The sequence below is a fragment of the Spongiibacter nanhainus genome (assembly GCF_016132545.1).
Classification (GTDB): domain Bacteria; phylum Pseudomonadota; class Gammaproteobacteria; order Pseudomonadales; family Spongiibacteraceae; genus Spongiibacter; species Spongiibacter nanhainus.
In genome coordinates this window covers 1,896,272-1,917,399 of the sequence record NZ_CP066167.1, presented here as the reverse complement: position 1 = coordinate 1,917,399, position 21,128 = coordinate 1,896,272, and the positions used below count along the sequence as shown (strand labels likewise).

Annotated in this window: 18 protein-coding genes and 1 tRNA gene; 4 read left to right on the top strand and 15 right to left on the bottom strand. The window is 54.5% G+C overall.

Annotation, left to right across the window (positions count from 1 at the left end; genetic code table 11):
* Positions 1–42: 42 nt before the first annotated feature.
* Positions 43–162, bottom strand: a complete 120-nt coding sequence (locus I6N98_RS08755; RefSeq protein ID WP_198571388.1) for a methionine synthase — start codon at positions 160–162, stop codon at positions 43–45.
* 340 nt (positions 163–502) lie between these two features.
* On the opposite strand from I6N98_RS08755, the gene I6N98_RS08750 reads away from it, so the two are divergent.
* The 3 genes from I6N98_RS08750 to I6N98_RS08740 all read left to right on the top strand — a co-directional run bounded on the left by I6N98_RS08750 (position 503) and on the right by I6N98_RS08740 (position 3,892).
* Positions 503–2,146: a nitrite/sulfite reductase gene (locus I6N98_RS08750; protein WP_198571387.1), complete on the top strand. Its 1,644-nt coding sequence runs from the start codon at positions 503–505 to the stop codon at positions 2,144–2,146.
* Positions 2,139–2,621 (top strand): DUF934 domain-containing protein, encoded by a 483-nt coding sequence (locus tag I6N98_RS08745; protein WP_198571386.1) that lies wholly within the window; start codon positions 2,139–2,141, stop codon positions 2,619–2,621. Before I6N98_RS08750 ends, I6N98_RS08745 begins: the two co-directional genes overlap by 8 nt.
* 104 nt (positions 2,622–2,725) lie before the next feature.
* Positions 2,726–3,892, top strand: coding sequence for a cation:proton antiporter domain-containing protein (locus I6N98_RS08740; protein ID WP_198571385.1), 1,167 nt, complete (start codon positions 2,726–2,728; stop codon positions 3,890–3,892).
* A 15-nt stretch (positions 3,893–3,907) separates the two neighbouring features.
* Here I6N98_RS08740 and I6N98_RS08735 read toward each other — a convergent pair whose 3' ends face one another.
* From I6N98_RS08735 to I6N98_RS08725, 3 genes are all read right to left on the bottom strand, one after another.
* Entirely contained in the window at positions 3,908–4,480 is a 573-nt protein-coding gene (locus tag I6N98_RS08735) for a YceI family protein (RefSeq protein WP_198571384.1), read from the bottom strand.
* Positions 4,481–4,670: 190 nt separating this feature from the next.
* Positions 4,671–5,600, bottom strand: coding sequence for an electron transfer flavoprotein subunit alpha/FixB family protein (locus I6N98_RS08730; RefSeq protein ID WP_198571383.1), 930 nt, complete (start codon positions 5,598–5,600; stop codon positions 4,671–4,673).
* Complete coding sequence (locus I6N98_RS08725; protein WP_198571382.1) at positions 5,601–6,350, bottom strand: electron transfer flavoprotein subunit beta/FixA family protein; 750 nt, start codon at positions 6,348–6,350, stop codon at positions 5,601–5,603.
* Positions 6,351–6,744: 394 nt separating this feature from the next.
* On the opposite strand from I6N98_RS08725, the gene I6N98_RS08720 reads away from it, so the two are divergent.
* The gene (locus I6N98_RS08720) at positions 6,745–8,400 is read left to right on the top strand and encodes an electron transfer flavoprotein-ubiquinone oxidoreductase (RefSeq protein WP_198571381.1); all 1,656 of its coding nucleotides are present in this window, start codon (positions 6,745–6,747) and stop codon (positions 8,398–8,400) included.
* Between the two features lie 92 nt (positions 8,401–8,492).
* Here the strand turns inward: I6N98_RS08720 and I6N98_RS08715 are convergent, their stop codons facing one another.
* The 11 genes from I6N98_RS08715 to fadA all read right to left on the bottom strand — a co-directional run bounded on the left by I6N98_RS08715 (position 8,493) and on the right by fadA (position 21,119).
* Complete coding sequence (locus I6N98_RS08715) at positions 8,493–9,026, bottom strand: DUF1285 domain-containing protein (RefSeq protein WP_198571380.1); 534 nt, start codon at positions 9,024–9,026, stop codon at positions 8,493–8,495.
* Positions 9,027–9,052: 26 nt separating this feature from the next.
* On the bottom strand, positions 9,053–10,225 hold the full coding sequence (locus I6N98_RS08710; protein ID WP_198571379.1) for a phosphoglycerate dehydrogenase: 1,173 nt from the start codon (positions 10,223–10,225) through the stop codon (positions 9,053–9,055).
* Between the two features lie 21 nt (positions 10,226–10,246).
* Positions 10,247–11,038: a 4'-phosphopantetheinyl transferase family protein gene (locus I6N98_RS08705; protein ID WP_198571378.1), complete on the bottom strand. Its 792-nt coding sequence runs from the start codon at positions 11,036–11,038 to the stop codon at positions 10,247–10,249.
* Positions 11,039–11,081: 43 nt separating this feature from the next.
* Positions 11,082–12,962 carry a SurA N-terminal domain-containing protein gene (locus tag I6N98_RS08700; protein ID WP_198571377.1) on the bottom strand — a complete coding sequence of 627 codons (1,881 nt, stop codon included), beginning with the start codon at positions 12,960–12,962 and terminating at the stop codon, positions 11,082–11,084.
* 125 nt (positions 12,963–13,087) lie between these two features.
* Positions 13,088–13,360: an HU family DNA-binding protein gene (locus I6N98_RS08695; protein WP_198571376.1), complete on the bottom strand. Its 273-nt coding sequence runs from the start codon at positions 13,358–13,360 to the stop codon at positions 13,088–13,090.
* 206 nt (positions 13,361–13,566) lie between these two features.
* Entirely contained in the window at positions 13,567–15,993 is a 2,427-nt protein-coding gene (gene lon, locus I6N98_RS08690) for an endopeptidase La (protein WP_198571375.1), read from the bottom strand.
* A gap of 164 nt (positions 15,994–16,157) precedes the next feature.
* A complete protein-coding gene (clpX, locus tag I6N98_RS08685; RefSeq protein WP_198571374.1) occupies positions 16,158–17,432 on the bottom strand; it encodes an ATP-dependent Clp protease ATP-binding subunit ClpX in 1,275 nt (424 codons plus the stop codon).
* A gap of 113 nt (positions 17,433–17,545) precedes the next feature.
* Positions 17,546–18,175, bottom strand: coding sequence for an ATP-dependent Clp endopeptidase proteolytic subunit ClpP (clpP, locus tag I6N98_RS08680; protein WP_273475624.1), 630 nt, complete (start codon positions 18,173–18,175; stop codon positions 17,546–17,548).
* Positions 18,176–18,283: 108 nt separating this feature from the next.
* The gene (gene tig, locus I6N98_RS08675) at positions 18,284–19,624 is read right to left on the bottom strand and encodes a trigger factor (RefSeq protein WP_198571373.1); all 1,341 of its coding nucleotides are present in this window, start codon (positions 19,622–19,624) and stop codon (positions 18,284–18,286) included.
* 80 nt (positions 19,625–19,704) lie between these two features.
* A tRNA-Leu gene (locus I6N98_RS08670) sits at positions 19,705–19,789 on the bottom strand.
* Between the two features lie 154 nt (positions 19,790–19,943).
* The gene (fadA, locus tag I6N98_RS08665; RefSeq protein WP_198571372.1) at positions 19,944–21,119 is read right to left on the bottom strand and encodes an acetyl-CoA C-acyltransferase FadA; all 1,176 of its coding nucleotides are present in this window, start codon (positions 21,117–21,119) and stop codon (positions 19,944–19,946) included.
* Positions 21,120–21,128: the final 9 nt, after the last annotated feature.

Sequence of the window (21,128 nt, the reverse complement as noted above, 5' to 3'; positions counted from 1 at the left end):
CACGCCCCAGCTAAGATCTAACTGCGATCCAACTAAGACCAACTACGAGGGCATGCCCGCCAGCCAGTACACAGCGGTACCGACAACCAGCGCGATTACCGCAATGGCAGCACAGGCATCGGCGAAGTTATCTTCGCGGCTTTCTTGGGATTGATCAGTCATGGACAACCTCATTTCTCACGATAAGGGCGTTTTAACAGCGCCTTGGGATTGTTGTGGCAAGCAGCCATAAAGACTGCAGGGAAATAACGCATTTATTATACCAGATTCCAACCTGAGGCCACGGCTTCGCGCCGACAATTGAGCCAAAGTGCTTAATCGAGTCCCCTCATAAGCTTTATCCGCAAAACGCGTTAGAGACTGAGCCGATTAGCTTTTAAAATTTGCGCTAATTAGTCGAATACACCACCCAATTGTTTAGCGCCGCGTGACGCCCCCTGCCACCAGACAGCAGCGACACGCGGCGCTAACGCATTGGGCATGACTTAATACTGGATGGGTTATGTATACCTACGATCATTACGACCGCAAAATCATCGCACAACGGGTCGCCCAATTCCGCGACCAGACCGCCCGCTACCTGGACGGGCAAATCAGCGAGGAGCAATTCCTGCCTCTGCGTCTGCAAAACGGCCTGTATATTCAGCGCCTGGCGCCGATGCTGCGCATTGCCGTGCCCTACGGCACCCTCAATGCCACCCAGCTGCGCCGCCTAGCCAAGATTACTCGGGATTACGATAAGGGCTATGCCCACGTCAGCACCCGGCAGAATATTCAGCTCAACTGGCCACAGCTTGAAGAAGTACCCGACATCCTTGAGGAGCTCGCTGAGGTAGAGATGCACGCCGTGCAAACCAGCGGCAACTGCATCCGCAATGTCACCGCAGACCAGTTCTCTGGGGTTGCTGCCGACGAGATTGAAGACGCCCGCCCCTGGTGTGAAATTATCCGCCAGTGGTCCACTTTTCACCCTGAGTTCGCCTTTCTACCCCGCAAATTCAAAATTGGTGTGTGCGGCTCAGAAAGCGATCGCGCTGCGGTGATGGTCCACGACATCGGTTTGCAGATCGTTAAAACCGAGTCCGGCGACACCGCCTTCCGCGTCATTGTCGGCGGCGGCCTGGGTCGTACCCCCGTTATCGGCAGTGTCATTCACGACGCCCTTCCCGCCGAGCACTTACTGAGCTATCTGGAGGCGATTCTCCGGGTCTACAATCAGCTCGGCCGTCGGGACAACAAGTTTAAAGCGCGGATCAAGATATTGGTGCGGGCCATGGGCGCCGAGGAATTTAAGGCCAAGGTCGAGGAGGAATGGACTCATATCAAAGACAGCGCCATAACCCTGACCAATGAGGAAATTGAACGGGCCCAGTCCTTTTTCCAGCGCCCTGCCTACCGCGAACTGGAAAATCAGGATATGCAAGCGCTGGCTCTTGAGGATGCCGAGTTTGCCCGCTGGCTGCAACACAACGTCCACCCCCACAAACAGGATGGCTACGCGATAGCCACCCTGTCTCTCAAGGAAGTGGGCATCGCCCCCGGCGACATTACCGCCGAGCAGTTTGAAGTCGTCGCCGACCTGGCGGAGCGCTATGGCTTTGGGGAAGCTCGTACTACCCACAATCAAAACATTGTGCTGCCCGATGTGGAGCAACAGCAGTTGCTGGCCTTGTGGAAGGAGCTTCGGGACGCAGATATGGCCGCGCCCACTGTAGGTACCCTGCACGACATTATCTGCTGCCCCGGCGGCGACTTTTGCTCATTGGCCAACGCCAAATCGATTCCCATCGCCGAAGCCATTCAGCGCCGCTTTGACGATATCGACTACGTGTATGACCTGGGCAATATCGACTTGAACATCTCCGGCTGCATGAACGCCTGTGGCCACCACCACATCGGCCACATCGGCATTCTCGGCGTAGACAAAAAAGGCCAGGAGTTTTACCAAGTTTCCCTGGGCGGTAATGCCGGGCTCGATACCTCGCTGGGCAAAATCCTGGGACCGTCGTTCTCCCAGGACGATATCCCTGATGTGATGGAAAAGATTCTCACGACCTACGTTGAGATTCGCCACGAGGACGAGCAGTTTATAGATACTTATCGCCGGGTCGGTATCGACCCCTTCAAGGAGCGCGTCTATGCCTAAGATCATTAAAGACGGAAGCGTTGTCGAGGATAGCTGGACGGTATGGCGCGACAGCGAAACCCTGCCTCAACAGGGCCGGGTCATCGTTCCTGTCTCGTTGTGGCAATCACAACGCGAGGCATTACAGACCCTGGGTGAGGTCGCAGTATTTTTGGCCAGTGACGAAACACCCAAGTTAATCGCCGACAGTCTCGATGCGCTGCCATTGGTGGCTATCGACTTTCCCAAATTCGCCGACGGCCGGGGCTTTTCCTATGCCCGGGAACTCCGCGAGCAACACCGATTTGAAGGTGAAATCCGTGCCATCGGCGACTTTATGCGGGACCAACTGTTTTACCTTCAGCGCTGCGGTGTGAACAGTTTCGCCCTGGACAACGATGACTTGGAAGCCGCATTGGCAAGCCTCAGAGACTTCGACGAGTGCTACCAGCCAAGCGTTGATCAACCCTTGCCACTGTTTCGACGCCGGGCCTGAGACGCTCAGTACTGCAATTGCCCCGTCTTGATAAGGACCCCGTTTCAGACCTGACCTGAACGGGGTCAACTGTGTATCATGGCCTTTCCCAGAGGAGAGCCGCCGTGGACATTAACCTGACAACAACGTTTTTCTTTATTTTTAGTGGCGCCGCCCTACTCGCCTCTCTGGCTCTGCTAACCCGTCAACCTCTTCTTATCGCCTATATCGCTCTGGGCGCGCTTATTGGCCCCTACGGTGCGGCCTGGGTCACCGACGTCAACCTCCTGGCCGAAGTCGCCGAGTTCGGCATAATCTTTTTGTTATTTTTGCTGGGCCTGGATATGCAGCCCAAGTCCCTGGTCTCCACCATTAAACAGACCAGCCGGGTTGCGGTGATCAGCTCACTGATCTTTATGGCGGTGGGATACCTAGTGGCTTTGGCTTTTGGCTTTACTCAACGGGAGTCCTGGATCATTGGCGCAGCGATGATTTTTTCCTCCACCATCATCGGCATAAAGCTGCTACCCACCACGGTATTGCACCACCGCTACACCGGCGAGCTGATGGTGGGACTGCTGTTAATTCAGGACATGATCGCCATTTTTGTGCTGCTGATACTCTTCAGTATGAGCTTGGGGGAGTTTTCCGGTGTTGCCCTGCTAAAGACAGTGATCGCCTTCCCGGTGTTAATTCTGATCGCCTTCGCAGCAGTTCGCTTTGCCATATTGCCTTTGCTGCAGCGCTTTGACCGCTTCCATGAATACCTGTTTTTGGTGGCCATTGGCTGGTGTCTGGGGATGGCTGAGCTGGCGCACATTATGGGGCTATCAGTGGAGATGGGGGCTTTTCTGGCAGGCATCAGCCTGGCCACAAGCCCTATCTCCCAGTACATTGCTATCAGCTTGAAACCCTTAAGGGATTTCTTCCTGATCCTGTTTTTCTTCTCTCTGGGTGCCCGCTTCAATGTCGGCTTACTGAGCGAAATTCTCTTTGCGTCCCTGGTTCTCGCCACCCTGATGCTGGCCATCAAGCCGGTGGTGTTCCGCTATTTGTCCGCAAAGATGATGCACTCTCGAAAGCTGGCCTGGGACTTGGGTTTCAGGATGGGACAGATCAGCGAATTTTCACTGCTGATCGCCTATGTGGCGCTGGAAATGGCATTGATTGGTGAGGCAGCGTCCCTGTTGATTCAGGCCACTGCCATACTTACCTTTGTGGTGTCATCCTACATTGTCGTTATGCGCTACCCGACGCCCATTGCCATTAATGATTCACTGCGCCGGGATTAACCACAGCGAAGGGTGTTAGCGAAATACCACAGAGAAGGTTACCGGTACGGCAACACTGATGCTGTTCAAGCCTGCCAATTCCTGAAGTTTGGCCACACCTGGCGTCAGGCCAAAGGCATCGACCTTTAGGATCACCGGGGCTCGAGTCGCCACCTGGTAACCACCTCCTGTCAAACGCGTCACATCTGCGTCGATAGCGACAGAATTACTCTGGCCAGCCAGATTCAACTCACCCTCAAGTTTCACCACAGATTGCTCCCCGGCCTTTAGGTCCTGGAGCGTCGCCATGTCTACGGTAGCCGTAAAGGTTGCCTGGGAATTATTGGCAGTATCGAACAAATAGGTGCGCATCCGCTCGTCGCGGATATCTATACCGGTATTGACGCTGCTCAGATCGATGCCGATATTGGCTTTGCCGGTGCTGGTATCAACGCTGCCCTGCAGATTGTCAAAACTCAGGACTTCGGCGACTTGGGCGTTTTTAGTGCTGACAAAATTAAGCGCCGACTCACTGTTGTCGAGTTTAAGTTCAGCCGCCACCAACACACTGCTTTGTAAGGCTAACAGTAATACTCCAAGTTTTTTCATACCACACACCCCAGATGAAAATGATTGCTTACAGCATACCCAATAGGCATTTGCCCAGTCTACTTGTACTCACCTGTTTCGCACTGGTGCCACTGTCTATAAGTGCCGCGTTTTAAAAGTCGGGGCAAAAAAAAAGCCCGGAGACGTTAACGTCACCGGGCTTTTGCTAGCTTAGTCGCTTAAAGCCAGATTAGATCGCTTTTTCCAACTCAGGCAGCGCGTCGAACAAGTCGGCTACCAGGCCGTAATCGGCCACTTGGAAAATGGGCGCATCTTCGTCTTTGTTGATGGCGACGATGACTTTAGAGTCTTTCATACCCGCCAAGTGCTGGATCGCACCGGAGATACCGACAGCGACGTACAATCCAGGCGCTACGATTTTACCGGTTTGACCCACCTGCATGTCGTTGGGCACAAAGCCAGCATCTACAGCGGCGCGAGAAGCACCGACCGCGGCACCCAGCTTGTCAGCAATGGAGTACAGCATGCTGAAGTTGTCGCCGTTTTGCATACCGCGACCACCTGAGATGACGATATCAGCTGCGGTCAGGTCGGGGCGATCGCTCTTGGCCAGTTCTTCGCCGACGAAGCTGGAGTTACCCGCATCGTGAGCGCTATCAACCGCTTCAACACTGGCAGAGCCGCCTTCGGCCGCTGCGGCATCAAAAGCTGTGGCACGGACAGTGATCACCTTGATGGGGTCATCTGTCTGAACAGTGGCAATAACGTTACCTGCGTAGATAGGACGCTTAAAGGTGTCGCCGCTCTCTACCGAGATAATCTCTGAGATCTGCGCCACGTCCAGTAGTGCTGCCGCGCGGGGCAACATGTTTTTGCCGTTGGTGGTCGCGGGAGCCAGGATATAACCGTAATCTTTGCCCAACTCTGCTACCAGCAGGCTGACGTTTTCCGCCAGTTGGTGGCCGTAAGCGGCGTTATCGGCAACCAGTACTTTGCTGACGCCGTCGATTTTGGCTGCCGCTTCCGCAGCAGCGCCACAACCTTCGCCAGCAACCAGTACAGCGATATCACCGCCGATTTCTTTGGCAGCGGTGACGGTGTTCAGGGTCGCCCCATTGATCGAGGCATTGTCGTGTTCTGCGATTACTAGAATGCTCATTTAGAATACCTTCGCCTCGTTCTTCAGTTTGTCTACCAGTTCGGCCACGTCGGCGACCTTGATACCAGCTTGACGCTCTGCCGGCGGCTCGACCTTCAGGGTCTTAACCCGGGGCGTTACATCGATACCCAACTCGTCGGGAGTCAGTGTATCCAGAGGCTTTTTCTTGGCCTTCATGATGTTGGGCAGAGACGCGTAGCGCGGCTCGTTCAAGCGCAGATCTGTCGTCACGACAGCGGGCAGGTTCAGTTTGACCGTCTGCAGACCACCGTCGATTTCCCGGGTAACGTTGAGGCTTTCACCGTCAACCGCCACCTCAGAAGCAAAAGTGCCCTGAGCCATGCCTGCCAGTGCAGCCAGCATCTGACCAGTCTGGTTGTTATCACCGTCAATGGCCTGCTTGCCCAGGATGACGAGTTGTGGCTCTTCTTTGTCGACAACGGCTTTCAGCAGCTTGGCAATGCCCAGGGGTTGTACCGCTTCGTCGGTCTCGACCAGGATACCCCGGTCTGCACCCAGTGCCAGAGCAGTACGGATCTGCTCCTGAGCCACTTTGGGGCCGATGGAGACAGCCACAACCTCGGTAGCTACGCCTTTCTCTTTAAGGCGAACCGCTTCTTCAACAGCGATTTCACAAAATGGATTGATCGCCATTTTGACATTGTTTAGATCAACGTCGGTGCCGTCTGATTTGGGACGCACCTTCACGTTGTAGTCAACGACTCGTTTGACAGCAACAAGAACCTTCATGGATTCCCCAGTAGTACACGCGTAAATGAATTGAAATGGCATGTGTCCTTACGCAGCGAACCGCTAAAAGCGATTACAAATGGACCGTGCCTCGATAAAAAAGCGCCGTTATATTGACGCCTAAGGCTCCACAGGTCAACAAAACCGGGGCATTAAAAGCCGTTATAGTCGGTATGCATGAGTTTAATTGCCGCTGGATCAACAGCAATTTATTGTTGTTATTTCAAGATGTTACAAAATGTCCTCAGCCGCCAGCCGAAAACAGATGGGCAGTAGCTAAAATCTGGGTCGAGTAGCCTTTTCATGCGTCGAACCTTATAATTACGCGTTTCGACTTGGTGAAAAAAGCACCTATTTATAAGGGTGAGCACCCATAGCAGAGAGGAGAGAGTTTGTGGAACGCGAATCTATGGAGTTTGACGTCCTGATCGTCGGGGCGGGCCCCGCTGGTCTGTCAGCGGCCTGCAAAATTCGTCAGTTAAGCGAAACCACCGGCAAAGACATCAGTGTTTGCGTGGTGGAGAAAGGCTCCGAAGTCGGTGCGCACATCCTCTCCGGCGCGGTTTTTGAGCCCACCGCCCTGAACGAGCTGTTCCCCGATTGGAAAGAAAAAGGCGCGCCCCTCCATACCGAAGTGACCGGCGACGATATCTACTACATGACCAGCGAAGAGAAAGCGGTCAAAGTCCCCGGCTTCGCCGTACCCAAAACCATGCACAACGAAGGCAACTACATTATCAGCCTGGGTAACTTGTGCCGCTGGTTGGCCGAGCAGGCCGAAGGGATGGGTGCGGAAATCTACCCCGGTTTCGCCGCTGCTGAAGTACTTTATAACGATGATGGCAGCGTAAAGGGTATTGCTACTGGCGACATGGGTATCGCCGCTGACGGCAGCCAGAAAGACAGCTACATGCCCGGTATGGAGCTGCACGCCAAGTACACCTTGTTCTCGGAAGGTTGCCGAGGCCATCTGGGCAAGCAGTTGATCGAGAAATTCGGGCTGAGCGAAGGCAAAGACCCTCAGCACTACGGTATCGGCATTAAAGAGCTGTGGAAAATCGATGCCGACAAGCACGAGCAGGGCAAAGTCGTCCACGCTACTGGCTGGCCTCTGGCCGAGAACGGCGCCCTGGGTGGCAGCTTCCTGTACCACATTGAAGACAATCAAGTTGCCCTCGGCCTGATCACAGACCTGTGCTACGACAACCCCTATTTGTCGCCCTTTGAGGAATTCCAGCGCTTTAAACAGCACCCGGTGATCAAGCAGTATCTGGAAGGTGGCGAGCGAGTATCCTACGGCGCCAGGGCCATTTCCAAAGGCGGACTGCAGTCCTTGCCCAAGATGACCTTCCCCGGCGGTCTGCTGATTGGCTGCGACGCTGGCACCCTGAACTTTGCCAAAATCAAAGGCAGCCACACAGCGATGAAATCCGGCCTATTGGCCGCAGAGGTGGTTCACAAGGCCATTACTGAAGAAGAGAAAACCGGTCAGGAACTCTCCGAGTATAAAGCGGCCTTCGAAGGCTCCTGGCTGTACAAAGAACTCTACGAACAGCGCAACTTTGGCCCGGCACAGCACAAGTACGGTAACTTCATCGGTTCCGCTTACGCTTTTATCGACATCAATATTTTCGGTGGCAAGCTGCCCTGGACTCTGGCAGACACCAAGCCGGATTACGCGCAGATGAAGCAGGTGTCTGAGGTCAGCGAGATCACGTATCCCAAGCCGGACAACAAACTCAGCTTTGACCGCTTGAGCTCGGTGTTCCTGTCAAACACCAACCACGAAGAGGACCAGCCCTGTCACTTGACTCTCAAGGACCCTGAGCTGCCAATTCGAGAAAATCTGCCCAAATACGCTGAGCCAGCTCAGCGTTATTGCCCGGCGGGTGTTTACGAAGTGGTTGAAGATGACGATGGCACGCCTCGCTTCCAGATCAACGGTCAGAACTGTGTTCACTGTAAGACCTGTGACATCAAAGACCCGTCTCAAAATATTGTCTGGGTAACCCCTGAAGGCCTGGGTGGTCCAAACTACCCCAATATGTAGCTCGGACAAAGACGCGCGATACAAAAAAGGGGCCCTAGCGGCCCCTTTTTCTTTTACTGATATTTTTTATCTATCCCGATGCAGCGCGATGGTTATATTGGACCCAACACAAAGGTCTCTCCGCCTGCAGTGAGAATGAGCTGGTCTTGTTCCTGCTCACCCATCTCCACCATGCGATAGAAACAACTGCGATTCACCCGTGCATCAACGCCATGGCGCACCCTTACCGAGGGCTGTGGCTCATCGCTTCCCGGCTGGTAATGGACCGTTAAGGGGTGACTCGCACCCAGCTCCAACCACTCTTCGACATTGGTTTTCACTGCGATCCGCGAATGATCCGACGCGCATTCAACATCGACAATCGAGAGTGGTAAGTCCTCTACAGTGATACGCCATTTCTCAACTGGCGTCACCAGATAGTACTCGCCGTCAGACTCCCGGCGAAGAATCGAGGCAAACAATTTGACCAGCTCAAAGCGGCGGATTTCCCCGCCCTCGTGCCACCAGCTGCCATCCCGGCGTATCACGATATCGATATCGCCACTGAATTCCGGGTGCCATTTTTCAATGGGTGGCCGACCGCGCTGATCGGCCAACAGAGTTTCCAAATGTTCTAAACTCGCCATACTGCCCTCCCCTGTGGAAGGCGATGTCAGGCAATCACCCTGACATTAATCACACCTTCCAGTGACTGTATTTGCGTAATCAGCTCATCGCTGACATCACTGCCGAGATCGATCAAATTGTACGCAATGTCTTCCCGACTCTTATTGAGCATGTCGACAATGTTAATTTCGGCATCGGCGAGAATCCCTAAAATACTGTTGAGTATTTTGGGGACATTGCGATTGGTGATCGCCAATCTGACTTCGCCGCTGCGCTCCAGCTGAAGGTTCGGGAAGTTGACCGAGTTTCTGATATTGCCATTACGCAGAAAGTCCCGCAGTTGATCCGCGGCCATTACCGCACAGTTTTCCTCTGCCTCATCGGTGCTGGCACCAATGTGCGGCATCAAAATCACGTCGTCTCTGCCAATTAATGCCGGCGATGGGAAATCGGTAATAAACTGCCTCAGGATGCCCTCATCCAATGCCTGCACCACCGCGTCGGTATCCACGATCTCTTCCCGGGCGAAATTTAACAGGCAGGCATCGGGCTTGCAGTTCTTCAGCAGGCTTTCATTGACCAATCCGCGGGTTGCGTCCAATACCGGCAAATGCAAGGTAATATAGTCCGCGCGGGCAAAAAGACTGCCGATGTTATCCATGCGCTGAACCGAGCTGGGTAGCCGCCAGGCCGCATCCACTGACAGCGCCGGGTCGTAGCCAATGACGTCCATACCCAGGTCTAAAGCCGCTCTGGCAATCATGGAACCAATCGCTCCCAAGCCGACAATGCCCAGCGTTTTGCCGGCTAGCTCACGCCCTTTGAAACGCTTTTTCTCTTTCTCCAACAGCTTGGACATTGCCGCGCCGTCGGTCATATCCGCCAATGTATCGACGTAGGCAATACCTGGGAGGATGCCTCTGGATCCAAGCGTTAAGGCTGAGATCACCAGTTCTTTAACCGCATTGGCATTGGCACCGGGGCTGTTAAACACCGCTATACCCCGTTGGGTACACTCACCGACGGGAATATTGTTGGTGCCGGCACCGGCACGGCCTATTGCCTTTACCGAGCTGGCAATATCGTCGTTAGACAGTTTGTGGCTGCGCAGCAAAATGGCATCCGGGCTACTGAATTCGCTGGCAATTTCGTATTCGTCCCGAGGCAAGCGCTCAAGGCCTTTGATGGAGATATTATTCAGAGTAAGAATTCTGTACATGGGGTCGTGCTTAACCTCTACTTATCCCGTCAAGCGGTTTGCGCTGCGCGCCTCGTATTTCGGCAGGCCTTCGCCAGCCGTAGGCAGCTCTTCGTCGGTCGCCAAAGGGATGGTTTGAAAATAGTTTAATGACTCAATGTGTTCGCGAAGCGCCAGTGAGACCGTGTACTGCTCGTTTTGGGCCAATACACGGAAATCCCATTGCTCCGAATCAGGCCCGTCAAATTCAGCAAACTCCCCCCCATCCAAGATGATTGAGAAGTCATGGAGCGGAGTGGACAAGCCCTCCCCTCTGGCTTTTAGATAAGCCTCCTTCAAAGTCCAATAGCGGAAAAAGAGAGATAATTGCCCGTCGGCGGGATGGCTCCGCAATGCTTGCAGTTCGCGAGCGGAAAGATAGTCATCAGCAGCATCCAGCATGCCACCGGCATCACTGTGATATTCCGCGTCGATACCGACTTCGGCACTGGACACCGCACAGAGGGTCAGCCCCGGGCTGTGGGCGGTGTTGAACTGGAGCCCACTGTTTTGGGTGTCCAGCTGCGGCTTGCCAAACTCGTTGGTACTGAGGGCTAGCTCATCCGCCGCGGCGTCACAATATTGAGCGAGCACCGTACGCAGCAGAGCCCGACTGATAAGGTAATCCCGGCCCTGGTCGCTGGATGCCATTTGCTTATACTGCTCGCGCTCCTCGTCGGAGATCAGCGCTTCGTAGTTCTTAAAGTGACTATCCAGGCGGCGATCTTGCGTGGCGCAAAACCAGATATCCACCTGGCCGGGCTGGAGCACCCGGCGGGAATTATCAATGTGCATTATTTTTATACATCCTTTACTACCACTACCTGCTCGGATGTGGCTAATTGATTTTAATGTCAGCGTTTTGCCAAAGGACATTAAAGTAGTGGGCAAAATCTTCAGAGGCTTGTCGGCGCTGCAAACCCTGTCGTGCTTGTGCTATTTGTTCTTGCGATACACTATTGGGCTGTCCCGCTCTAACAGCTAGAAGGCTGACAACATAGTGATTGCCTTCGTCGGTTTGTGTCACGCTCACCGTGTTGCTGCCCGCTTCAGGCTTGGGCATTGCGAACACCTGCTGGCGCAACGGAGCTTCGACAGCGAGATCGTTACGAGTTCCAGCCACAACGGCGTCCCATTCAAGCTCGTTCTGCTTGGCAAGAGATTCCATGGTGCTGCCCTCCCGCAGCGCATTGGCTATCGACTCGGCGCGTTCAGCCGCGGCTTGAGATGCCTTTTGGGCCTTTAAAGCGGTGACTACGCTGTCGCGAACTTGTTCCAGGGGTTTGGGCGTTGGCGCTTTGTACTCTTCAACATGCAGAACCACATAGCGCTCCGGCGTTAGCTCAATCACCTCACTGTTGTGACCGGCCTCCCTCAATGACTCACTAAAGGCCGCCCGCTTTACCGCTTCGTACTGGAACAAACCTTCGTTACTGCTTCGTTCCAACAGCTCGCTGCGCGCCACGTTCAGCTCCATTTCCTCTGCAGGTAATGTGAGGTCCTCGGCATTAAACACCAGGTCTCGCAGGTCCTCGACAGCTGCAACAAAGCGCGGCTTGGCTTGCTGTTGCTGAAGCTGCTCAGTGAGTTCAGGTTTCATCTCTTCGAAACTGGCCATTTCTGGCTGGCGAACGCTTAGCAGTTTAATCAGGTGTACGCCTGACTCGGTTTCCACAGGCGCAGAGACTTCTCCCTCTTCCAGTACGGCCAGTGCCGCTTCAAACTCTGTGGGGAAGCTATCACCGCTGGTAAAACCGAGACGGCCACCGTCGCCGGCAGAGCCAATGTCATCAGAGTATTGCTTGGCGAGTTCCGCAAAATCTTCACCTGCGGCCACTCGCTGGCGAATCTCTTCAGCGCTTTTCAGCGCATCTTGCCGACTCTCACCGCCACCGATTTCTATGAGGATATGGGCAGCTTCACGCTGCACATCTTCTTCGCTGGCAGCAAGCAAGCGCTCATACTCTCGTTGCAAGGCTGACTCATCCACCGCCTGGTAAAAGTCTTCTTGGTTTAGCTCCAGGTAACTGAAACGTACTTGCTCTTCACTAACATAGTCAGCACTGTTCTGCTGGTAATAGGCCTCTATCTCCTCCTCAGAGACCGACACCGTGTCGACAAAGTCATCCGCCTTCACTGTCAGGTAGTGGTAGTCGCGCTCTTCAAAGGCCACCTGAATATAGTTGTTCAGTTGGGCATCAGTAACAAAACTGGATGATGAGATTGCCGCGGAAAGTTGCTGAATAAGCAGATCTGAGCGCAGTAATTCTTTAAAAAATTGGCTGCTGTAGCCCTGCAAGCGCAGCACTTGTTGGTAACGTTGTTGAGAGAAACGCCCGTCCTCTTGGAACTGCGGCATACCCACAATAACCCGATTGAGCTGGGCGTCTGAGATCACCGCATTGGCGTCATCCGCGGTTTGCAGCAGCAACTGCTGTTTGATCAAGGTATTTAATGCCGGCCCCCGCAGCACGCTGTCGTCCAACATGGCGGGATCGACGCTGTCGCCCATCATGCCGATTAAGCGACGTTTTTGCAGGGCGACCGCTTGCAAAAGCGACTGTTCCGAAATGTCTTCGCCATTGACGACGGCAGCGGGTGTTTGGCCGCTGCCACTGAACAAACTGTCTACGCCAAAAAAAGCGAAGGGAATGACAATAATCCCAATAATGACCTTGGCTGCGGTTCCCTGGATATTGTCGCGAATATTCTGCAGCATTAATTTGTTTTCCGGTTATAAATAAAAAAAGCGCATCTTTCGATGCGCCTTTCGGTCGAGGGCTTACCTCGAAACCACTGGATTGTTTTCAGCGCCTAATCGCACAGGACTCCAACGGCAACAACTTAGTTGCAGGCGTCCTTCAAGGCTTTACCCGCTTTAAAGCTGGGGATTTTCGCCGCAGCAATTTCGATGGGTTCGCCAGTTTGCGGGTTGCGTCCGGTGCGAGCTGCACGCTCTTTAACGCTAAAGGTACCGAAGCCAACCAGAGACACCGTGTCGTCAGCTTTCAGCGCATTGGTGATCGCGTCGACTGCGGCATCCAACGCGCGACCGGCAGATGCTTTAGAGAGATCCGCCGATTCGGCGATAGCGTCGATTAGCTCAGATTTATTCACTTATCCTTCCCCTTTGAATTGTTATGCAACCAACTCGTGGTCAACGATTTGTAGAAACTGTGTTGTCAACTTTTTTGTCGACTTTTCCGTCAACATTTACAACTGGATGGCAGAGCTGAAACCTGCGAAATATCAGGCCTGACCGGCCATTCAGAGAGTGGGTTTTATACCAACTGCTCCAGGGCCGGTCAAGGAATCAATGCAGTTTAATGGGCACTGGGGCGCGATGCACCCTCACTATTCTCCGCCGTCTCCACAGCCTTTTGGGCGTCGTCCAGTCCCGCAAGGTAGGCTTCGTCGGAAATTTCCTCAGGAATGCGCTCCAGGGCAATATCCAGCACCTCATCTATCCACTTCACAGGGCGGATCTCCAGGTCGGCTTTGATATTGTCCGGAATTTCTTTTAAATCCCGTTCATTTTCAGCGGGAATCACCACGGTGCGAATGCCACCCCGGTGTGCCGCCAGCAGTTTTTCCTTGAGCCCTCCAATCGCCAAAACCTGGCCGCGCAGGGTGATTTCACCCGTCATGGCGACATCGGAGCGCACTGGTATACCAGTGATCACTGAGACCAGAGCGGTACACATGCCGATGCCGGCAGAGGGGCCGTCTTTGGGCGTCGCGCCTTCAGGAATGTGGATGTGGATATCGTGCTTATCGTGATAGATCGCAGGGATCCCCAAGCGCTTTGAGCGGCTGCGGACAACTGTCATTGCCGCCTGAATCGATTCCTGCATCACGTCGCCCAGAGAGCCAGTTCGCACATGACGCCCTTTACCCTCTACCGAGACGGCTTCAATAGTCAGCAGTTCGCCACCCACCTGGGTCCAGGCCAAGCCGGTTACCTGACCGATTTTGTTCTCTTCCTCGGCTTTGCCGAAGGTATAACGGCGCACGCCGAGATAGTCTTCCAGGTTGTCACTGGTCACAGTGATCGGCGCATCCTCTTTGCTGAGCGCGACGTTTTTAACGATCTTACGACAGATTTTAGCAATCTCTCGCTCGAGGCTACGGACCCCGGCCTCGCGGGTGTAGTGGCGGACAATGTCCTTTAACACACCGTCTTCGATTTCGGCTTCCTTCGCCTTAAGCCCATTGTTTTTTAACTGTTTGGGTATCAAATAGCGCTTGGCGATATTGATCTTCTCATCCTCGGTATAACCGGGGATGCGAATAACCTCCATCCGGTCCAGCAATGCCGGAGGGATATTCAAGGAGTTGGAGGTACAGATAAACATCACGTCTGACAGGTCGTAATCGACCTCCAGGTAGTGATCGTTGAAGGAATTGTTCTGTTCAGGATCGAGTACCTCGAGGAGTGCCGAGGCAGGATCGCCGCGGTGGTCCATACCCATTTTGTCGATCTCGTCCAACAGAAACAGCGGGTTGCGCACCCCTGTTTTGGACATTTTTTGCACAACCTTGCCGGGCATGGAGCCAATGTAGGTGCGTCGGTGGCCGCGAATTTCTGCTTCGTCCCGCACGCCACCCAGCGCCATCCTCACAAACTTGCGGTTGGTGGCACGGGCGATGGATTCACCCAGAGATGTCTTACCGACACCCGGGGGGCCCACCAAGCAGAGTACCGGTCCTTTGACTTTCTTGACCCGTTTCTGCACTGCCAGATATTCCAAAATCCGATCCTTGACCTCTTCCAGGCCATAGTGATCTTCGTTGAGGATGGTTTCGGCGCGCTTTAGATCGTGCTTCACCCGCGAGCGCTTTTGCCAGGGGATATTAACCAGCCAATCCAAATAACCGCGCACCACCGAAGCTTCGGCAGACATTGGCGACATCATTTTCAGCTTGCCGAGCTCGGCCTTGGCTTTTTCCAGGGCCTCTTTGCTCATGCCGACTTTTTCGATGCGCTGTTCCAGCTCTTCGAGTTCGTTGACACCTTCTTCGGTCTCACCCAGCTCCCGCTGAATGGCCTTCATTTGCTCATTGAGGTAGTACTCGCGCTGGCTCTTTTCCATCTGCTTCTTAACGCGACCGCGGATACGTTTTTCAACCTGGAACAGGTCGATTTCCGCCTCCATCAGCGCCATCAAGTGCTCGAGTCGCTCCCGCTCATCAGCCATTTCCAGCACAGCCTGCTTTTGCTCCAGGTCCATGCTCATATGGGCAGCAATGGTGTCGGCCAAACGGCCCGGGTCTTCGATACCAGACAACGAGGTCAGTACCTCGGCAGGAATCTTCTTGCTGAGGTTGACGAACTTCTCAAACTGGGAGACAGCGGAGCGCAGGATCACTTCGGCTTCCTGCTCGGGAATTTTGCTCTCGTCGATACCGGTGACTTCGGCCTTGAAGTAGTCCTCTTCGGCGGTAATGGCGTCGACCTGAGCCCGATAACTGCCCTCAACCAGCACTTTAACCGTGCCATCGGGCAGTTTCAGCAGCTGGAGAATATTCGCCACCGTGGCGATATCGTACAGGTCGCTGGTATCCGGTTCGTCCACATCGGGATTGCGCTGCGCCACCAGGGCGATTTCCTTGTTGCTGGACATCGCCAGCTCCAGAGCGCGAATGGATTTATCCCGACCTACAAACAGGGGGATAACCATGTGGGGGTAGACTACAACGTCGCGAAGTGGGAGCAGCGGAAGCTCCAGGGATTCTCGCGTATCAGACATTAGTTGGCCTCATCTGATGAGTGACTGGTCACAGCACGACCGTGTCGTGTTTATGACTCGCTTGTTTCTAAGATGAGGACTAAAGGCGGGAAAAACAAGTCTTGACTTGTAAAGAAACTGACAAAAAACCCGCCGAACACACTGTGTTGGCGGGTTTTGCGCTACTACTCTTCAGGCGCGGCTTTGCGTTGCTCGCTGTAAACCAGTATTGGTGGCGACTCGCCTTTGATGACCGACTCGTCGATGACCACCTTGCTGACGTTGTCGGTGGAAGGCAGGTCGTACATGGTATCCAGCAATACTGACTCCAGAATGGAGCGCAGACCCCGGGCCCCGGTTTTGCGGACCATCGCCTTTTCTGCCACGGCGCGCAGGCCGTCTTCGCGGAAGTCGACTTCGACACCCTCCATATCAAACAGTTTGGCGTACTGTTTGGTGAGCGCGTTCTTTGGCTCGGTCAAAATGCTCACCAGAGCGTCGATATCCAGCTCTTCCAGGGTCGCAATTACCGGCAAACGGCCGACAAATTCGGGAATCAAACCGTAACGGACCAGATCTTCCGGCTCCACATCGGCCAGGATTTCACCCACGTTACGGGAGTCGTCTTTGCTCTTGACCTCGGCCCCGAAGCCAATACCGCCTTTTTCTGAACGATCGCGAATAACGCGGTCCAGGCCGGCGAATGCACCGCCACAGATAAACAGAATATTGGCCGTATCCACTTGCAGGAACTCCTGCTGGGGATGCTTGCGACCACCCTGGGGCGGCACCGACGCCACTGTGCCCTCGATCAGCTTCAGCAAAGCCTGCTGTACGCCTTCGCCTGACACATCTCGGGTGATGGATGGGTTGTCAGACTTGCGGGAAATCTTGTCGATCTCGTCGATGTAGACAATACCCATTTGGGCTTTCTCTACGTCGTAATCGCACTTCTGCAGCAGCTTCTGGATGATATTTTCAACGTCTTCGCCCACATAACCGGCTTCGGTCAGTGTGGTGGCGTCGGCGATGGTAAAGGGAACATCCAACAGCCGGGCCAGGGTCTCGGCCAGCAGAGTTTTACCGCTACCAGTGGGGCCTACCAATAGAATATTGGATTTGCCCAGCTCCACTTCGTCTCGGCCGCTATCGCCGTGGCGAAGGCGTTTGTAGTGGTTGTATACCGCCACTGAGAGGACTTTTTTGGCCCGCGCTTGACCGATAACGTACTGATCCAGCGTTTCGTTGATTTCCAGCGGTGTCGGCAACTTTTCGTGATTGGTCTCACCTGAGGCTTCCTGAACCTCTTCACGAATAATATCGTTACACAGGTCCACACACTCATCACAAATGAAGACCGATGGGCCAGCAATCAGCTTGCGGACTTCGTGCTGGCTTTTGCCGCAGAAGGAACAATACAGCAGCTTGCCGTTGTCATCTGCGCCGTCTTTACTACTCATTCACACTCACCTTGGTAATGCTTGCGGGCATCTTTCACTTAAATGTAAAGATGACGCCTTTTTAGGGCTTTTGCAAGTTGTGGAATCTACTTGAAATTCCCCTCGCCTTGGGATTAACGCGACGAAATCACCTCGTCGACCAGCCCGTAATCGCAGGATTGCTGCGCATTCATAAAGTTATCCCGCTCGGTATCCCGGGCAATGGTCTCATAGCTCTGCCCGGTGTGCTCAGCCATTAAATGGTTGAGGCGCTCGCGAATGATCAGGATTTCCCGAGCGTGGATATCGATATCTGTCGCCTGGCCCTGGGCACCGCCGCTGGGCTGGTGAATCATGGTGCGGGCGTTGGGCAGGATAAAGCGCTTGCCCTTTTCGCCCCCGGTTAGCAGGAAGGCGCCCATGCTGGCCGCCTGGCCAATACACATGGTGCTAACATCGGGCTTGATAAATTGCATGGTGTCGTAAATAGACAAGCCCGCCGTCACCGAGCCGCCCGGAGAATTGATATAGAGGTGGATATCTTTGTCGGGGTTCTCCGATTCGAGAAACAGCATCTGGGCAACAATCAAATTCGCCATGTGGTCCTCTACCGGCCCCACACAGAAGATCACCCGCTCCTTGAGTAGGCGGGAATAGATATCGTAGGAGCGCTCGCCTCGCGCCGTTTGCTCAACCACCATCGGCACCAGGCCGAGGTTGTTGATGCGGGAATTATCGATACCTTCAAAGGAATTCCGGGTCATAGTGTGATCACTCTGCTCAAAATAGGGTGGCCAAAAACAAAACAAGCGACAGGACGCTCCGCCCTGCCGCTTGCCATCTTACAACGCGAAGTGGCGCGTCGTCTGCGCTCAGTCTTCGCTGGCGTCGTCACTCTCTGCGGGCGCGGGAGGCGACATCAATTCCTGATAGCTCAAAGTTTCTTCGCTAAGCTGTGATTTTTCAAGTAGTTTTTCAACCACAGCTTCTTCGATAACCAGACCTTCAATCTGCTGAAGGTACTGCGGATTACTCATGTACCACTGAATAACCTCGTCTTTATCCTCGTAGCTCTCGGCCATTTCCTCGACTTTTGCCTTTACGGCAGCCTGGTCAGCCTTGATCTCTTCCTGAGCGATAATTTCGTTCAGCACCAAACCCAGCTTGACCCGGCGCTCGGCATTTTCGCTGAACAGCTCATCGGGCATGATGTCTTTGGGATTGATCTTCTCGGCCAACGCGCCGAACTGCTGCATCTGCTGGTTGCGCAGCGCATCAATTTCCTGAGAGATCAGCGCCTTGGGCACCTGCAGGTCGCTGTGAGCTTCCAGCACGCCATCCATGATCTGAGTCTTGACGCGGTTCTCGGTGGCGTTTTTCTTCTCCCGGGACATGTTCTTTTCGACTTCGGCCCGGAAAGCTTCTTCACCGCCCTCTTCAACGCCAAAAGCCTTAAACAGCTCTTCGTCCAGCTCGGGCAGTTTTTTCTCTTTAACCGCGTTCACAGTGATCTTGAACTCCACTGCAGCGCCTTTGAGCTCTTCGCTGTGGTAGTCCTCGGGAAAGCTCAAAGCCAGCACTTTCTCTTCGCCGGCGCTCATGCCCACGATGCCGTCTTCAAAGCCGGGAATCATTCGACCGGAACCCAGTTCCAGGTCGCTGCCCTCGGCGCTGCCGCCTTCAAAGGCTTCACCGTCTTTGGTGCCAACATAGTCGATATTGACTTGATCTCCTTCCTGAGCAGGACGCTCTACTGCCTCCCAGCTGGCACGCTGCTGGCGCAGATTTTCGATCATGGTATCAACATCGGCCGCAGAGATTTCACACACCGGCTTTTTCACTACAATGCCGCTGTAATCTTTCAGCTCAATGTCTGGGAACACTTCGAAGGTTGCGACAAACTCAACGTCTTTGCCGCCTTCCAGGTTCTTGGGCTCGATTTCCGGACGACCGGCGGGCTTCAGGCCTTGCTGCTGAATGGCCTCCTGGAAGCTCTCGTTCATTACTTCGCCCAGGACTTCCATGCGCACCGACTGGCCAAAACGCTGGCGGACAACCTTCATCGGCACTTTACCGGGGCGGAAGCCGTTGAGTTTTACGGTTTTAGCGGCTTCTTGCAGACGGCTGTCGACGGCGCTATCAATACGCTCAGCCGGAACACCGACGATCAGGCGACGCTCCAGACCTGTGGTCGTTTCAACGGAAACTTGCATGGGAATTCCTCGAAATGCGATATACGGGTGCCCGAATCGCCGCACCATAGCGGCTGGCGACCCGGAAAAATTCGATTAAATGGTGCGGATGGAGAGACTCGAACTCTCACGCCTTGCGGCACCAGAACCTAAATCTGGCGTGTATACCAATTTCACCACATCCGCACACGGCAAAAGCTGTCTAACTATTTGATTTTCAACAACTTAAAGCCAACACCTCGCGAGGTACCGTGCTCGCGAGGCGGGAAATTGTGCCACAGGCCACCTCGCCCCGCAAGGGAGCCCTGTCGGGAAGGTGGCCGTCGCCGGCACAGAGCGTTTAGATCCGCTCGACGATGGTACTGATACCCTGCCCCATCCCAATGCACATGGTGGCAAGGCCAAGGGTCGTCCCCTGCTGGGCCATCACATTGAGCAAGGTGGTGGTGATACGCGTGCCAGAACAACCGAAGGGGTGGCCGAGGGCAATTGCGCCACCGTTGAGGTTTACCTTGTCATCCATGGCATCCAGCAAATTCAGGTCTTTGAGCACGGGTAGCGCCTGGGCCGCAAAGGCCTCGTTGAGCTCGACAGTCTCGATATCGGCGATGGTCAGCCCTGCCCGTTTCAGTGCTTTCTGGGTCGACGGTACCGGACCGTACCCCATGATCGACGGATCGACACCAGCCACCGCCATGGACACGATGCGCGCCTTGGGCGTCAGACCCAACTCCCGAGCCCGCTGGCCGGACATGACGATCATCGCCGAGGCGCCATCAGCAATTTGCGAGCTGGTGCCGGCGGTGACGGTGCCATTTTTGGGGTCAAAGGCGGGACGCAATTCCGCCAAACCTTCCAACGTGGTCTCACCACGGACGGTGGTGTCGGCGCTAACCAATATTTTGCGACCGTCTTCGTCGTGTCCCTCCAGCGGGATGATTTCGCCATCGAAGCGGCCGTTCGCCTGGGCATCCGCCGCTCGCTTGTGGGAGCGCAAACCAAATTCATCCTGTTGCTGGCGGCCAACACCGTGGAGCATGGCCAGTGCCTCAGCGGTCATGCCCATCATGCCGGCAGCCCGGGCCACATATTTACTGGCCTGAGGGTTGGGGTCGACACCGTGGTCCATGGCCAGATGACCCATGTGTTCCACGCCGCCCACCATAAAGGTATCGCCCAGTCCGGCGGTGATTGACGCCGCCGCAGTATGCAGTGCCGACATGGAAGAGCCACACAGGCGGCTGACGGTTTGCCCCGCCACTTCGTGAGGCAACTTGGTCATTACTGACATCATCCGAGCAATATTCCAGCCCTGCTCGTTGGTCTGGTTAACACAACCCCAAATCACGTCTTCAAACGACGCAGGGTCGATGCTGCTATTGCGATCCAGCAGCGCGTCCACCAGGGCGGCCGACATATTCTCCGCCCGGACGTTGCGAAACACACCGTTTTTGGAGCGCCCCATGGGAGTACGGGCGCAATCCACGATTACCACATCATTGTCTTTGATAGTCATTTTCTGTCT

Bases quoted from the DNA above. Each gene is read 5' to 3' on its own strand.
- I6N98_RS08755 (WP_198571388.1), bottom strand. From the start codon at position 162: ATGACTGATCAATCCCAAGAAAGCCGCGAAGATAACTTCGCCGATGCC.
- I6N98_RS08750 (WP_198571387.1), top strand. From the start codon at position 503: ATGTATACCTACGATCATTACGACCGCAAAATCATCGCACAACGGGTC.
- I6N98_RS08745 (WP_198571386.1), top strand. From the start codon at position 2,139: ATGCCTAAGATCATTAAAGACGGAAGCGTTGTCGAGGATAGCTGGACG.
- I6N98_RS08735 (WP_198571384.1), bottom strand. From the start codon at position 4,480: ATGAAAAAACTTGGAGTATTACTGTTAGCCTTACAAAGCAGTGTGTTG.
- I6N98_RS08730 (WP_198571383.1), bottom strand. From the start codon at position 5,600: ATGAGCATTCTAGTAATCGCAGAACACGACAATGCCTCGATCAATGGG.
- I6N98_RS08725 (WP_198571382.1), bottom strand. From the start codon at position 6,350: ATGAAGGTTCTTGTTGCTGTCAAACGAGTCGTTGACTACAACGTGAAG.
- I6N98_RS08715 (WP_198571380.1), bottom strand. From the start codon at position 9,026: ATGGCGAGTTTAGAACATTTGGAAACTCTGTTGGCCGATCAGCGCGGT.
- I6N98_RS08710 (WP_198571379.1), bottom strand. From the start codon at position 10,225: ATGTACAGAATTCTTACTCTGAATAATATCTCCATCAAAGGCCTTGAG.
- I6N98_RS08705 (WP_198571378.1), bottom strand. From the start codon at position 11,038: ATGCACATTGATAATTCCCGCCGGGTGCTCCAGCCCGGCCAGGTGGAT.
- I6N98_RS08700 (WP_198571377.1), bottom strand. From the start codon at position 12,962: ATGCTGCAGAATATTCGCGACAATATCCAGGGAACCGCAGCCAAGGTC.
- lon (WP_198571375.1), bottom strand. From the start codon at position 15,993: ATGTCTGATACGCGAGAATCCCTGGAGCTTCCGCTGCTCCCACTTCGC.
- clpX (WP_198571374.1), bottom strand. From the start codon at position 17,432: ATGAGTAGTAAAGACGGCGCAGATGACAACGGCAAGCTGCTGTATTGT.
- clpP (WP_273475624.1), bottom strand. From the start codon at position 18,175: ATGACCCGGAATTCCTTTGAAGGTATCGATAATTCCCGCATCAACAAC.
- tig (WP_198571373.1), bottom strand. From the start codon at position 19,624: ATGCAAGTTTCCGTTGAAACGACCACAGGTCTGGAGCGTCGCCTGATC.
- fadA (WP_198571372.1), bottom strand. From the start codon at position 21,119: ATGACTATCAAAGACAATGATGTGGTAATCGTGGATTGCGCCCGTACT.